Consider the following 14,879-nt stretch of genomic DNA (forward strand, 5'->3'; position numbering starts at 1 on the left):
TGTTCCACGAACAACAAGATTTTATTGCCTCCTTCACCAAAAAACACAAAAAACACCCTCATAACGAGAGTGTTTGTCATTTCAAATTAGATTTCGACAGGAAACGTAATTGTGAATGTCGTGCCTTGACCAACGGTGCTCTGAACCGCAATCGTGGCATGATGTGCATCCACGATATTTTTGACAATTGCAAGTCCAAGCCCTGTTCCCCCGTTCGCTCCGCGCGTACGAGCTTTGTCAGCCTTATAGAAACGCTCGAATATAAACGGCACATCCTCCGAAGGAATCCCTTGTCCCTGGTCAGCTATCTTAAGTACCAACATTCTGCCCTTCGACGTCTCCGTATAACCCGCGGAAAGAAGTATCTGAAGCCCTGCATTCGTATGACGAAATGCATTGTCTAGTAAGTTCGTCAGTACCTGCTCTAATCGATCCTCGTCAGCAGCTTCCAAGATCATCGGCTCCGATGGCGCTTCAAGCAGCAAATGGATGTCACGCTCCTTCGCGAGTACTGCGAACTTGCGGTATACGCGCTGGATCAATTGATCCACTTGGACGCTCTCGTGCTGCATCTCGATATGTCCTGCTTCCATACGCGCTAGATCGAGTAGATCCTTCACCAGTCTTCCCATCCGCAGCGACTCATCGTGAATCACTTGGACCAGCTCTTGGCGCTCCTCCGGCGATGCAGCAATGTCATCCATCAATGCCTCACTATAGCCTTGAAGCATAGAGAGCGGTGTACGAATCTCGTGAGAGACATTCGCCACGAAATCTTTACGTAACTTCTCAAGCTTCACTTCCTCAGTTACATCACGGAGCACAGCAACGGCTCCACGAACACTTTCCTGCGAATGAAGTGGCGCCATAACAACGGAGAACACGCCTTGCTGCACATGGAGCTTGTCGGTCAGATCACTACGCGTCTCAAGTACGGCTTGGAACAAGGCTAACAACGGTTCAGGAATATGGAATGAATCATCTTCCCGTTCAGCCATGTCTCCATCCCAAGATAAGTCGTTCCAAGCGCGAAGAATATCTTCGCCCCTCGGATTTGCTAAAACGACTTTGCCTTCGGCATCGAAGGTAATAACTGCATCAGTCATACTCCGTAGAATGCTCGACAAATGCTCCTTCTCATGGTTCAAGTCCTGGATGGTGACTTGCATTTCTTTCGCCATATGACTGAACGTATGTGCCAGCTCCCCGATTTCATCGGTAGAACGGATATTCAGACCATCGGTGTTATACTCACCTTTTCGAATACGATCCGCAGCTTTCTTAAGCATCCGTAGAGGCTGCGTAATTTTATAGAACAAGAAAAAAGCAAAGACCGTCGTGAGTGAAAACCCGACGATCCCTGTAAAAATAAATAGCCGCTTAACATCATAGGAATTCTTAAAGTGATACACATCGATATAAGGTAACAGAAAGACACCCAAAATCATAAGAATCAGTGCAACAAGACCAATGATGGTCATCCATAGCTTACCTACGACACTTTTCCACAACATCACGTTATTTCGGCACCTCAAGCTTGTAACCGACGCCCCAGACTGTTGTAATCATTGCTGCAGATTCAGGAGAGACTTTATTCAATTTCTCACGCAACCGTTTGACATGGGTATCCACTGTCCGTAAGTCGCCGAAGAACTCATAATTCCATACATCCTTAAGCAGCTCTTCCCGCGAGAATACCTTATCCGGGGAAACCGCCAAGTAATGCAGAAGCTCATATTCTTTCGGTGTAAGGCCGACCTCTTGTCCGCCTGCTGTTACACGATGCGCATCATGCTCAATGAGCAAATGCGGGAATACGATATTGTTGCTTGAATTCGCTTCTTTCGATAAGAATGCAGTTGCGGAAGAACGGCGCAGAATGGCCTTCACACGATAGATGACCTCTCGCGGGCTGAAAGGCTTGACGACATAATCATCTGCCCCCACTTCAAACCCCTGCACACGGTTAATTTCTTCTCCTTTAGCAGTTAACATGATGACCGGAGTCGCTTTGGATTGACGCAGACGTGTGCACACCTCTACCCCATCGATCCCTGGGAGCATAACATCGAGCAAGATAAGATCAAAGTCAGAGTCGAGCGATTTCTGCAATGCCGTCTCGCCATCCTCGGCTTCCTCGATAATATAACCCTCCTTCTCCAAATACATCTTCAATAAGCGGCGAATCCGCTCTTCATCATCGACTACCAAAATCCGATTCAATTGATCCGTCATGTAGGCACTCCTCCAACAATTTATGTAGAACTCTATTTATCTGCATTGGAGTATATTCGACCTATCCCCTCTATACTCCTGCGTAAGAATGTAAACCAGCAATAACAAGATTGACGCCGACAAGTGTGAACATGACGACTAAGAAACCAATAACGGCAAGCCATGATGATTTCGTCCCTTGCCAGCCGCGCGATAAACGCAAATGTAAATATGCACTGTAGAACAACCAAGTAATAAGCGCCCATACTTCCTTCGGATCCCATCCCCAGAAGCGCGACCAAGCGATTTGCGCCCAGATCATGGCGAAGATAAGTGCTCCTAAGGTAAAGAGCGGGAATCCAATCGCAATGGCACGGTAGCTGATCTCATCCAAATCTTCCGGATCAATGCCGTCCATCGCAGGATGAATCGCTGCACCAAGCGATTTGCGTACAATAAGTCGCAGCAGACCATACAGGATAAGACCTGAGATTAAGGCCCAAACGACTGTGTTAAGCTTCCGTCCCGCATTTGCTCCATTCATCCAAGATGGAGCTTCGAATAGAGGTTTGCTCATCCCCAAGAAGGAGTCGAATTTCACGGTTTCGCTATCATAAGGGGCTACAATGGCAGGCAGCTTGTATTTGACCTCTTCTATTTTACTACTTTCCTGCTGCTGGCTGTCAACTGTTACAATCGTTTGTTTGAAGACAGCTTCATAACCCATCGCTCTGAACGTAAATACAGAGGCGATAAAACCAATAATAATGAGTACTGACAACAATGTGATCTCTACCCAGCGCTGCGCTCTAACCGCTTTTTTGGTCTTCGATGCAAAGTCCACCGTACGTAGAAGATACATCAGTCCTGCAGCAAAACCAACCGCGAAGAAAGCTTCCCCCGTTGCAGCCGTCGTCACGTGAATTTTGAGCCAGATACTATTGAGCGCTGGAATTAACGGCTGTACTTCTTGCGGGAACACCGACGCATAGGCCATGACGATAATCGCAACAGGTACTGCGAACACGCCTAATACCGCAGTTCTGTAAATTAAATACACAATCGTAAATGCAACCATGATCATCATGGAGAGAAATGACATGAATTCATACATGTTACTGGTAGGAATATGGCCTCCGCCAATCCAACGCGTAAAGAAATATGTAATTTGCGCGATCGTACCAAGCGTTGAAGTTGTAAACGATATCACTTTCCAGCGCTTCAAATGTGCTGCCGGGTCGGATTTCTTCCACATCTTCCCGGAGATTGCAATCACGTAGAATACGAAGGCCAAGCAATATAAGAAAAATGCCGCTAAAAAAGCATCACCACTAAAGTCTAATAAAGATTTCATCGATTTTCTCCTCCGTTATCTAGCGATTTTGCATCCACTTCGATATTCATTTGCTTCAGCAAATTCGCCACATCGCTTCGCATGCCATACCAGTTCTTATTCGTATGTCCTCCGAGTGTTAACTGCTTCCCGTCAAAACGCAGCCAAATTCTACGATGATTCCAGTAGAAGCCCATCACGAGACCGAGCATAGAGATCGCAGCACCCACCCAAATAAAAGGCATCGCACTATCAACGCGGATCGTTAAGAACGACGTCGTGCTTAGTCCAACATTTTTCATACCATTGACTTTGATCTCGAATTTCTTCGCGAAGTCTCCGCTTAACTTGGCATTGAGTGCCTCTTGATCGAACCGTTCCTTGTCAATCTGAAGCGGGAAGTAGAAATACAATTCACCTTCCTTCGCGAGATCAGGTCCTGTAATGAGGAACAAGAAGGCTGGCGCATTTGGTTCCTGCGATTTGGTCACTGGTTGTCCTTCCTCATTTAATCCGAAATCGAGATATTTCTCTTTCAGCTCCAAATGATATGGCCCTACGTCATAGGACAGCGCGGAGTCACGCATTTCCAATTGGAATTCGCCATAGACCTCACCGGTCTCCTTATTACGGAATTCCGGTTTGACCGATCGCAGGCGCAGCGTCGGATCATAATCCGTCTGATACGCCATAAACCCATTGTAATCCAGCGGTTTATTCACTTCGATATTATGACGAGTCACTTCCTTAAGCACCGGCTTCTTCGACGGATCGTCACATTGCTCCACACATTCGTAGAGCACTGCATTCGTCTCATACAATTCGGCGATCAACCGATTCTCGCCCTGCATTTCTTTCGGAAGTTCGGAATCCTTATAATACTTGACCGTGAACTTCTCATTCTTCAGATAATAGTTCGTATCCGGAATCCGCTTCACTTCCCCTTCTGGAAAAGCGATATATTGATCCATATACCAGCCTGGAATTCCTCGTGCGAGTACCGCTAATAAGAAAATAATCAGTCCAATATGATTGATATAAGGACCCCAACGGCTAAAACGATACTTCTCTGCGAGCAGCGCAGAGCCATCTGTATGTACGCGATAGTGTCTTTTGCGAAGCGGCTTCACCGCTTGTGCAACCCATTCCTCAGCGGACCCTGTTAGTGCGATCTCTTGTTGATAGACGACCTTCTGTCTCGTTAAGAATCGCATATGTTTACGAATCTGCTGCTTGCTAAGTGCACGATAAAGTGGTAGAACACGATCCAGGCTACAGATCACAAGCGAAGTCCCAATCATTACCAGCAACGCAACGAACCACCAGGACGTATACGTATGTGATAGACCGAGCGTGTAATATATTTTCCCGATCGTCCCGTAGGTTTTTTCGTAATACGTCGACGGATCCCCGTTAATGAAGGTGCTCTCTTGAGGAAAAATCGTTCCGAGCGTCGCACCAAGCAGCGTAGTAATAATTAAATAGACCGCAATCTTAACCGATGAGAAGAAATTCCAAACCTTGTCGATAAGCGACGGGTTAGCTTTCTGAGATTTCCGTGCGACGCCGTCATAGCGCATTTCCAGCGGTTCATTCGCATCCTCCGCATCATTCAGCGGTTTACCGCAATATTCGCAGAGCACCGTGCCAACATGATTCTGATGCCCGCACTCACATTTCGTATTTTGAAACACTGTGAAGACCTCCTACTGATCCTTAACTCGAACTAATGATGTACACCCTTTCAAAACATGCCAAAGAAACAGTTAGTTTAACTGTTTCAGTCGCTCTTCAAGCGTGTCTTCGTCCAGCATCCCGACATAGATATCCGTGATCTTCCCTTTGCTGTTTACAAAATACGTCGTCGGCATTGGACCGATCGCATATTTCTTCGTAGCGAGCTTATCCTTATCTAATAGGATCGGAAAATCTACACCGAATTGCCCAACGAAATTTTTGACCGTGAGCTCATCTTCACCAACATTTACACCGATAATCTCAACGTTCTTATCTTTCATAGCTCTCCACGTTTTCTCGAGCAGCGGCATTTCTTTGACGCACGGTTCACACCAAGAGCCCCAGAAATTGATGACAAGGCCTTTCCCTGTGTACTCATCCAGCTTATGTACTTTGCCATCCAAACCAACTAAAGAAAAAGCGGGCGGTTCACTGCCACGTCCAGGTTTATCATCCGATTTGAATACGGCAGACCCGATAGCATAACCACCCAATATGAAAACGCCAAGCAAAATAACAATCTGTACGATTCTTCTCGAATTCTTCATCTGACGTCCCCTTCAATGATGTACATCACACCTTGCGATGTATTAATTAGATATCCTATGAACATTATAGCTAAAATTCGGTTATCGACATCTGGGGAATTTTGAAATTTATGTGTACGAGATCGGTTACTTTCGGCGTTCTTTATTCTTTTTCGATAAGGCTAATTGCTTCAATTCATTGATTTCATTCGGCGTTAACGGGCGCGTTCTACCGCGCTTCAAATTCATCAGCGACAAATCGCCGAATTTGATCCGCTTGAGCCTGATGACTTTATGAGAGATCGCTTCGAACATCCGGCGCACCTGACGGTTCCGACCCTCGTAGATCGTAATCCGAATCGTCGCCTGCTTATCTTCAACATTGATATCCTGATACTCCAGCTCGGCCGGCGCCGTCATGCCATCATCCAGCATAATGCCTTCCTTAAGCTTCTCGAGTTTATCGCCATGAGGAATGCCTTCAACCGTTGCGAGATAAGTCTTAGGTACATGATGCTTCGGATGGGTGAGCAGATTTGCGAACTCTCCATCGTTGGTCAGCAATAACAAACCTTCCGTATCATAATCAAGACGGCCTACAGGGTATACCCGCTCCTTGATCCCCGTCACGTAATCTGTAACGACTTTGCGTCCTTTCGGATCGGTAGCGCTCGTTATGACACCCTTCGGCTTATTCATCATTAAATACACTTTACTCTCGGATTGAATAGCTCGTCCATTCACAGTAATCACATCTTGCGTTGGATCAGCCTTGACCCCAAGAGTTTTTACCGTCTCGCCATTCACTTCTACTTTGCCCTCTAGGATTAATTCTTCGCATTTACGACGAGATGCAACCCCGGCAGCTGCCAAAATTTTCTGTAATCTTTCCATGCTTTATCCTTCACCTCGATCTAATGATACCTATCCTGCTCCGAAATCACAAGTTCATTCCATGGGAAAATCGATCCGGGGCATGATTCGGTATGCGAAAAGAGCTGATTGGGATCAATCTGATACAATGAAGCAAGCGTGACCAGAAGTTTCTGGGCAACAAAAAGCTGCTCCTGATGGGCAGGAGCCAGATCAAAGATCTTGGAATAATCACCCTCAAAACAAATATGGATGTATTCCTCGTCCATGGGAATGGTAGCAGGAATAATCGTGGCATCCGCACAAATAAAAAAATCAAACCCTTTGCCATTAATCGAGGGGCAAACGGAATGATGAATAATAAATCCTTGAATCTGCATACAGTCCGCCTCTTTTCTCGCGTTACGCGAAGTAGAACTGCTACAGTATATGGTTGATATGATCTATTGGTGTCCAGTATCTTGATGCTCTATGCGAACACCAAGAAACAGACCACTATTGCTGCAACGAAACCGATTAGATCGGACAGCAAACCAACTTTAAGGGCGTACCTTCCTTTTTTAATGCCCACCGCACCAAAATAAACGGTAAGGACATAGATCGTCGTATCTGTGCTTCCTTGGATCGTCGAAGCCATACGCCCAATTAAAGAATCTGGTCCGAATTGTTGAATAAGATCCGTCGTAAAAGCGAGAGAGCCCGCACCTGTAATCGGTCGAAGTACTCCAAGCGGAAGCACCTCGCTCGGTATACCGATCGCATCGAATAAGGGACGGACGAATCCGACCATCAAATCCATGGCACCTGAGGCTCTAAATACACTGATCGCCACCATCATCCCGACCAAATGTGGAATAATCTGAATCGCTGTATCGAATCCATCTTTCGCACCGTCTACGAAGGTCTCATAGACCGGTACCTTACGAAAAAACGCGTATAATGGGATAAACACAATAATGGCAGGAATGGCCCACGTTGAAATCGTTGAAATAATCGAATACATGTCAGATCACCCTTTCATGTCGTCGATGTCGGGGCAGACCGATTCGGTGGTGGTGGTGTCTTCGACCGCGGTGGTGTCTTCGGCAGCGGTGGGATCGGTCTAGATTTATAATATCGATGCCTGTACCAACGATCGATTAACATCGCGGCACAAGTCGCAATCATCGTGGCAATCAATGTTGTACCGACAATCTCTGCGGGGTTCGAAGACTCGAATTTCAATCGAATCGCGATTAAGGTCGTCGGAATTAATGTAATACTTGACGTATTCATGGCAAGTAATGTACACATCGCTGGCGAAGCAGCATCCTTGTCCGGATTCAATTTCTGAAGCTCCTGCATCGCTTTGATCCCCATCGGCGTCGCCGCATTACCGAGCCCGAGCAAGTTGGCACTCATATTCGACATGATATACCCGAGCGCCGGATGGTTCTTCGGGACATCAGGGAATAGAAACCGGACAATAGGACCTAACAACTTCGCAATCTTCTGCAGTAACCCTGCATCTTCCGCGATGCGCATGATACCGAGCCAGAAGACGAGAATACTAATGAGTCCAAAACAAACCGTTACACCGGTCTCAGCCCCCGTAAACAGCGCCTTGGTCACATCATCCACTCGACCCTGCAGTACGGCAACTATAAATCCAACCAATATAAAAAATAACCAAATGAAATTGACCACGTCTTCCTCTCCCCCTATCCGTCAATCGAACGCTGTGAACAATGCGTTGAACACCGCTCTCGCAACATCAATCAAGCTTCCCCGAGCTTGATGGGATGAACGGCTTGCATAGGCTGCATTCACTTGCTCATTCGCGAACGCAGATCGATCCTTCGTCATTAACAGCGTACTGTCCTTCTCATATAGTGGAATGACCCCTAATTGTTTATCACCTAACAATACATACAGTTTACCGCGTTCCCCAAGGGTGTAATCCATCGATGAGCGGACCGTTACCACGAGCTTCGTCCGAAGTTGTTCCAGTTCCCCTTCTGCAAAAGGATAGGAGAATGACTTTCCAATTTGATAAGGGTAATTCTGTACCCCTTGTCCTTTCTGATAAATATCCTTGAGCGGAAAGTGTTGAAATCCATAATCGAGCATATTCTTATGGTCAACCCAGTCCGTACCATCATTCAGTGTTACAGCAACAAGCTGTTGTCCTTGACGGGTAGCAGAGCTGACCAAGCAGCGAAGCGCTTTTTTGGTATACCCTGTTTTCACACCATCCGCACCCTCATACATTTGCAGCATCTTGTTCTTATTCAGCCAGCTATAATCCCAATTATCATTCGGATTTGGCGCTTTTTTCACCTTCGTCTTTACAATATCACGGAAGATCGGATTTTTAAGCGCATATGCCGTTAATACAGCTAAGTCATTCGCAGATGAATAATGACCCTCCGCATCCAAACCATGCGGATTCATGAAGTGGCTATTATGCAGCCCTAACATTTCTGCCTTCTGGTTCATCATCAGTACAAATCCTTCTTCAGAGCCACCGATATGCTCGGCGATCGCTGTGGCTGCATCATTTCCTGAACGTAGCATGAGCCCGTACAACATGTTCTCTAGGGACATTTCCTCACCGATTCTCAAATAGATCGATGATCCTTCCTTGCCTGATGCGCGTTTACTGACCTCAACCTTATCAGACAATCGTCCATGTTCAATCGCAACGATCGCTGTCATAATTTTCGTTAAACTTGCAATACGCATGGATTCGTCGCCATGACTGCTCCATAAAATACGCCCCGACGTGACATCAATGAGCGCAGCTGCCTTTGCATTCGTCCGTACTTCGGTTTCTATTGTCCGGTTACCTGTCGCCCAAGCAGAGCCACTCGTAATTCCCCAGAACAATACGAAGAATATCATCATCTTCGGTAAACTTATGGCCTTTCTCATTTTCGCCCTCCGTGTTATAGGTTCCTTGTCTTCTCATCTATATGCTTATCCACATCAGAGTATGTCCTATTCAAAAGAACTGTATCCTTAAAAATGGAAGCTCATGGTACAAAAAAACCGCTCCGCGATCTTTTTGCCGCGAAGCGGTGTTCTTGTTAATTCGAGAAATTCGGAGGCATATATCCGCTTGGTTCAGGTGGACTCGTCGTTGAATCCGCACTCGACTTCGCGTTCGATTTATTCTCCGTCATGGTCTTATACTTCTCCATAACTTGCGGAATTGAATCGATAACCCGTTCAACAAGATGTGTCTGGTTATCCAGCGATACGATACGTACACCATGTGTCCCTACGACCAGGAAGGCCATTGGAGTGATGGATACACCACCGCCGCTACCGCCACCAAAAGGAAGCGCTACATCGGCCTGATCATGTTTTGGATCGTTTGATTTGGATTTTGCACGATCCTCTGTATGAAACTCACTGCCACCTGCAGCAAATCCGAATCCAACCTTACTGATCGGAAGAATAATACTGCCGTCCGGTGTCTGAACCGGCTCTCCTACGATGGTATTCACTTCCACCATTTTCTTAATATTTTCCATCGAAGTTTGCATCAAGCCTTGAATAGGATGCTCTGCCATAACTTCAGTCCTCCTTTCACTTTCACAATGCGTACAAGAAGAACAACGCCTGCAATCATAGCGTGTCCGAAGCGAATTTTCGCTATGCAGCGCAACTCAGTGGTAAATTGCGGGTCATTGAAATGCGTATGTACCTCTAGCTCAGGCATATGCTCTAACCGAATCGTATGCGACAACCAGCCCATAATTGTTCCTTTTAGAGCCCAGATGATTCCTGTAGCCATCCCGGTTTCAACGACATCCTCAAACCCGATATGCGTCTCCCAGGTGAGAACATCACAATGCACACGTCGAAGCAGCTTTTGCACCCAACGTTTAAAATCCGCCGTAAACCGAATGATTAGCAAAATATGATCGTAGATGTTCTGAATGAAATCAATATTAAGTTGAATATGATCATGGGAGTGCCCTAACACGTTATCCTTCTTCTCCCGCTTCATAAGGAATCCTTGATCGAACCCCTTGAACTTAATTTGTCGAATTTGATAATTGAATTTTACAAGACCGAAGAGCATTCGTACTTTAATCGAAAGATAGTCGTCTCTCTCCACCTTATTGAACAAAATTTTAATATCGATATACGTACATGCTGCAATCAGCACGGCGATAAGGATACAGCCTATTATTCCTAGTACAATCCAGATCCACACAAGCAAGAACCCCCTGACTCTTTTTCCCTTCGGATAGTATGGCTGATATTACTTCTTTTCATGACAAAAACAGCCTATCTCGGTTCAACCGAGATAGACTGTCTTGGGTGTATAACCTATTTCATATCATCAATCGTCATTTGACGACCATCGAGCTTCTCGAAGAGCAATTGTGTCTCTTCATCCAGATCCATATCACTCTCAAATTGAGAAGAATCCGGCAGCCCTTTGAGACTATCGAGTCCAAAATAATCCAAAAATGATTTCGTCGTCCCGTAGAGGATTGGACGGCCAATGGCTTCTGCACGCCCTACTTCCTCAATTAGATCTTTAGACATCAAGGTCTGCAGTGCACGATCAGATTTCACACCACGGATCTCTTCAATATCTACACGTGTAATCGGCTGCCTATACGCAACAATGGATAACGTCTCCAGCGCCGCTTGGGATAATGTGGAACGCGATGGTGAATAGGCCAATCGTTCGAAATAAGGTGCATGCTCCGGGACTGTCGTCAATTGAAAGGCATTTGCGATCTCTGTAATCTGAATACCTCGCTTGGAACGCTTATAATCCCCTTTTAAATCATGAATCACATCAAGCACTAAATCAAGCGGTTGTTCGACGACTTCGGCGATTTGCCTTGCTGTTAATCCTTCGTCGCCTGCCACAAATAATAGTCCTTCAATAATTGATTTCATTAACTTGAAGTCCATCGATGCTCTCGTCCCCCTTCCATTCGATCACAATATCATCAAATAATTGATCTTGATAACATCGGATCTGTTTCATCTTCATCAGCTCTAAGATGGCTAGAAAGGTTACGACAATCTCATGCCGGTCCATCTCTTCATTTAGCAGCTTCGAGAATAATACTTTACCGCCTCTGCCTACCCGATGTAAAGTAGAAACGACATCTCGAATGCGATCTTTCACCGAAATTTCATCACGATGGATTCTTGCAACGGTATTTCGGCGCGTCGCTTTGCGCAATGCCTTTTGAAAGGCCTTGATCAGATCCGCTGTATGAAGACCTTCGACTGGATTTTCTTGCACCGTCGGCATAAAAGGCGTCAAATCCTCGGGTTCACGCGAGAAGATCAGACTCCGCTCTAGCTCCTTCTCCCGGAGATGATCTGCAATTCCTTTATACTTCCGATACTCAATCAGCTTCTGAATCAATTCCGCACGTGGATCAAGCTCATCCTCAGGATCCATATAAAATTCTTCATCCCATTCAATAACCGGAGGTTTCGGTAGCAGCAGCTTGCTTTTCATGGAGAGGAGCGTCGCCGCCATCACAAGAAATTCGCTCGTCACATCGAGCTCCAGCTCCTGCATCGTATTTAAATATTCCATATATTGATCCGTAATTTCACTGATTGACACGTTCTGGATATCAATTTCCGCTTTATCAATGAGATGCAGCAGCAAATCGAGCGGTCCTTCAAATGTCTCCAGCTTATACGTTACCGTCGTCAAAATGACTTCCTCCCGCTTATCTTCTTATTAATAGATAAGCATTATTTGAACTGTTTCGTCAAGTTCGCCATTTCAATCGCAGTCACAGCCGCTTCCCAACCTTTGTTCCCTGCTTTGGTACCTGCACGCTCAATAGCCTGCTCGATGCTATCTGTTGTGATGACACCAAAGATTGTAGGAACACCTGTTTTCAGGTTAATTGCACTTACACCTTTCGCTACTTCGCTGCACACGAAGTCAAAATGTGGTGTAGAGCCGCGAATAACGGTACCTAGGGTTATCACTGCATCATATTTGCCGCTCTCCGCCATTTTCTGTGCAATTAATGGAAGCTCGAATGCGCCTGGTACCCAAGCAACATCAACTTCATTGTCTTCTGCACCATGACGCTTCAGTGCGTCCAACGCACCGCTTAACAGTTTTGTCGTAATAAATTCATTGAACCGTCCTACAACGATCCCGTATTTTAATCCACTAGATACTAAATGTCCTTCGAAAATGTTCGCCATGCTCCAACATTCCTTTCTTTGTCTCCGATTTTTATATTATTTCACTTCATTCTGCTCGACATCATCGAACTTTAGCATATGCCCTAGCTTCGCTTGTTTCGTATGCAGATATTTAGTGTTATCTTTGTTTTCTTGCATCTGAATAGGGACGCGCTCAATGACTTCAAGGCCATACCCTTCCAGACCTTTAATCTTGCGTGGATTATTCGTTAGAAGACGAATTTGGCGGATTCCCAGGTCCTTCAGAATTTGTGCGCCAATGCCATACTCACGAAGGTCAGCAGGAAAGCCTAATTTTAGATTCGCCTCCACGGTATCCAGCCCTTGCTCCTGCAGTTTATACGCACGGAACTTATTAATGAGCCCAATCCCACGGCCCTCTTGGCGCATGTAGAGCAATACCCCTTGTCCCTCTTGTTCGATTTGACGCATTGCCGCTTCGAATTGCGGTCCGCAGTCACAGCGATGGGAATGGAATACATCACCGGTCAGGCACTCCGAATGCACGCGCACGAGCACGGGTTTCGAGGGATCAATCTCGCCTTTCACGAGCGCGACATGTTCTTTACTGTCCACTTCATTCGTGTAGGCAACTGCATGGAACTCACCGAAATCTGTTGGGAGCTTCACTTCAACTTCACGTTTAACCAATTTATCCTTCTCATTCCGATAATGGATCAGTTCTTCAATCGTGATGAGCTTCAGGTCATGCTTCTTCGCGATTTCTACGAGATCCGGCAGCCTTGCCATCGTGCCATCTTCCTTAATCACTTCGCAGATGACACCTGCAGGGTAAGATCCACATAGACGGGCCAAATCAACAGCCGCTTCCGTATGCCCGGCACGACGTAGAACCCCGCCTTTCTTCGCAACCAACGGGAACATATGACCAGGCTTGCGGAAATCTTCCGGCTTTGACGCTGGATTGATCAGACCTTTCACCGTACTGGAACGTTCAAAAGCCGAAATCCCTGTCGTCGTATCGATATGATCGACCGATATCGTAAAGGCTGTGCCATGGTAGTCCGTATTATGAGATACCATCGGTGCCAAGTCTAGTTCCTCTGCACGCCCTTCCGTAATCGGCACACAGACAAGACCACGCCCTTCCGTAATCATAAAGTTAATCACATCAGGGGTCGCCTTCTCTGCAAGCGCAATGAAGTCCCCTTCATTCTCACGGTCTTCATCATCTACGACAATAACGACCTTACCCATCATCAGATCATATATGGCTTCCTCAATCGGATCGAACCGATAGCGTTCTTCACTCATCTTCCAATCACCTTCGCTTTCTTCCAGATTTATATGAACCCATTCTCTGCTAGAAATTGTTCGGTCACTCGGCTACCAGGTTTAGTCTGTTCTCCATTTGAACGGTAGTGCAGCAAATGATCGACATATTTGCCGAGCACATCGCATTCGATATTGATGGTTGACCCGGCATTCTTCTCTTGCAGCACAGTATCTGCCAAGGTATGAGGAATGATTGATACGGAGAAGACGCTATCCGCTGGGTCAGCCTTGACCACCGTTAGACTAATGCCATCCAATGTAACGGAGCCTTGCGGGATAATAAATTTGAACATCGCATCTTCATCCGGCTTGATCTCGAATACGACCGCATTCGCATCTTCGGACCGACCGATAATCATTCCTGTTCCGTCCGCATGTCCTTGAACGATATGGCCGCCGAATCTGCCATTCGCCTTCATCGCTCGTTCCAGATTAACCCGACTCCCTGGTTTCAGCTGACTCAAATTCGTATGTCGGAATGTCTGTGGCATCACATCCACGGAGAAGGACGCCTGATCATAAGCGATCACCGTCAGGCAAACCCCATTTACAGCAATACTGTCCCCGAGCTGCACGTCATCCATAATCTTAGATGCCTCAATGTGTAGAATCATGGCTTCTCCTTTGCGATAGATGCGCCGCATAGTTCCAATCTCTTCGACCAATCCTGTAAACATCGTATTCTCCCTCCCTTCCATTCA

General features: G+C 46.2%; 17 protein-coding genes. All 17 read right to left on the minus strand.

Features of this window, described 5'->3' with window-relative positions:
- Positions 1–86: 86 nt before the first annotated feature.
- Complete coding sequence (locus tag AC3WU2_RS11665) at positions 87–1,517, minus strand: HAMP domain-containing sensor histidine kinase (protein WP_492454245.1); 1,431 nt, start codon at positions 1,515–1,517, stop codon at positions 87–89.
- Between the two features lies 1 nt (position 1,518).
- On the minus strand, positions 1,519–2,235 hold the full coding sequence (locus AC3WU2_RS11670) for a response regulator transcription factor (RefSeq protein ID WP_018755277.1): 717 nt from the start codon (positions 2,233–2,235) through the stop codon (positions 1,519–1,521).
- A gap of 70 nt (positions 2,236–2,305) precedes the next feature.
- Positions 2,306–3,568, minus strand: a complete 1,263-nt coding sequence (ccsA, locus tag AC3WU2_RS11675) for a cytochrome c biogenesis protein CcsA (protein WP_492454247.1) — start codon at positions 3,566–3,568, stop codon at positions 2,306–2,308.
- Positions 3,565–5,241 carry a cytochrome c biogenesis protein ResB gene (gene resB / locus AC3WU2_RS11680; protein WP_379348279.1) on the minus strand — a complete coding sequence of 559 codons (1,677 nt, stop codon included), beginning with the start codon at positions 5,239–5,241 and terminating at the stop codon, positions 3,565–3,567. Before resB ends, ccsA begins: the two co-directional genes overlap by 4 nt.
- A 72-nt stretch (positions 5,242–5,313) precedes the next feature.
- Complete coding sequence (gene resA, locus AC3WU2_RS11685; protein WP_492454250.1) at positions 5,314–5,832, minus strand: thiol-disulfide oxidoreductase ResA; 519 nt, start codon at positions 5,830–5,832, stop codon at positions 5,314–5,316.
- 126 nt (positions 5,833–5,958) lie between these two features.
- Positions 5,959–6,705, minus strand: coding sequence for a pseudouridine synthase (locus tag AC3WU2_RS11690; RefSeq protein ID WP_492454252.1), 747 nt, complete (start codon positions 6,703–6,705; stop codon positions 5,959–5,961).
- A gap of 20 nt (positions 6,706–6,725) precedes the next feature.
- On the minus strand, positions 6,726–7,064 hold the full coding sequence (locus tag AC3WU2_RS11695) for a hypothetical protein (protein ID WP_492454254.1): 339 nt from the start codon (positions 7,062–7,064) through the stop codon (positions 6,726–6,728).
- An 89-nt stretch (positions 7,065–7,153) separates the two neighbouring features.
- Entirely contained in the window at positions 7,154–7,687 is a 534-nt protein-coding gene (locus AC3WU2_RS11700) for a spore maturation protein (protein ID WP_018755271.1), read from the minus strand.
- A 14-nt stretch (positions 7,688–7,701) separates the two neighbouring features.
- Positions 7,702–8,370 (minus strand): nucleoside recognition domain-containing protein, encoded by a 669-nt coding sequence (locus tag AC3WU2_RS11705; protein WP_492454257.1) that lies wholly within the window; start codon positions 8,368–8,370, stop codon positions 7,702–7,704.
- A 21-nt stretch (positions 8,371–8,391) separates the two neighbouring features.
- Positions 8,392–9,597: a D-alanyl-D-alanine carboxypeptidase family protein gene (locus AC3WU2_RS11710; RefSeq protein WP_492454259.1), complete on the minus strand. Its 1,206-nt coding sequence runs from the start codon at positions 9,595–9,597 to the stop codon at positions 8,392–8,394.
- 155 nt (positions 9,598–9,752) lie between these two features.
- A complete protein-coding gene (ytfJ, locus tag AC3WU2_RS11715; protein ID WP_018755268.1) occupies positions 9,753–10,241 on the minus strand; it encodes a GerW family sporulation protein in 489 nt (162 codons plus the stop codon).
- Complete coding sequence (locus tag AC3WU2_RS11720; protein WP_492454261.1) at positions 10,214–10,891, minus strand: DUF2953 domain-containing protein; 678 nt, start codon at positions 10,889–10,891, stop codon at positions 10,214–10,216. The genes ytfJ and AC3WU2_RS11720 overlap by 28 nt, the downstream gene beginning before the upstream one ends.
- A gap of 116 nt (positions 10,892–11,007) precedes the next feature.
- The gene (gene scpB, locus AC3WU2_RS11725) at positions 11,008–11,607 is read right to left on the minus strand and encodes an SMC-Scp complex subunit ScpB (protein ID WP_492454263.1); all 600 of its coding nucleotides are present in this window, start codon (positions 11,605–11,607) and stop codon (positions 11,008–11,010) included.
- Positions 11,576–12,373: a segregation and condensation protein A gene (locus AC3WU2_RS11730; protein ID WP_018755265.1), complete on the minus strand. Its 798-nt coding sequence runs from the start codon at positions 12,371–12,373 to the stop codon at positions 11,576–11,578. The genes scpB and AC3WU2_RS11730 overlap by 32 nt, the downstream gene beginning before the upstream one ends.
- 41 nt (positions 12,374–12,414) lie before the next feature.
- Entirely contained in the window at positions 12,415–12,882 is a 468-nt protein-coding gene (ribH, locus tag AC3WU2_RS11735; protein ID WP_314585341.1) for a 6,7-dimethyl-8-ribityllumazine synthase, read from the minus strand.
- Between the two features lie 36 nt (positions 12,883–12,918).
- The gene (locus tag AC3WU2_RS11740; protein ID WP_492454266.1) at positions 12,919–14,157 is read right to left on the minus strand and encodes a bifunctional 3,4-dihydroxy-2-butanone-4-phosphate synthase/GTP cyclohydrolase II; all 1,239 of its coding nucleotides are present in this window, start codon (positions 14,155–14,157) and stop codon (positions 12,919–12,921) included.
- 29 nt (positions 14,158–14,186) lie between these two features.
- Entirely contained in the window at positions 14,187–14,855 is a 669-nt protein-coding gene (locus AC3WU2_RS11745; RefSeq protein ID WP_492454268.1) for a riboflavin synthase, read from the minus strand.
- Positions 14,856–14,879 lie beyond the last annotated feature (24 nt).

The organism is Paenibacillus sp. EB106-05-06-XG162 (assembly GCF_058791655.1).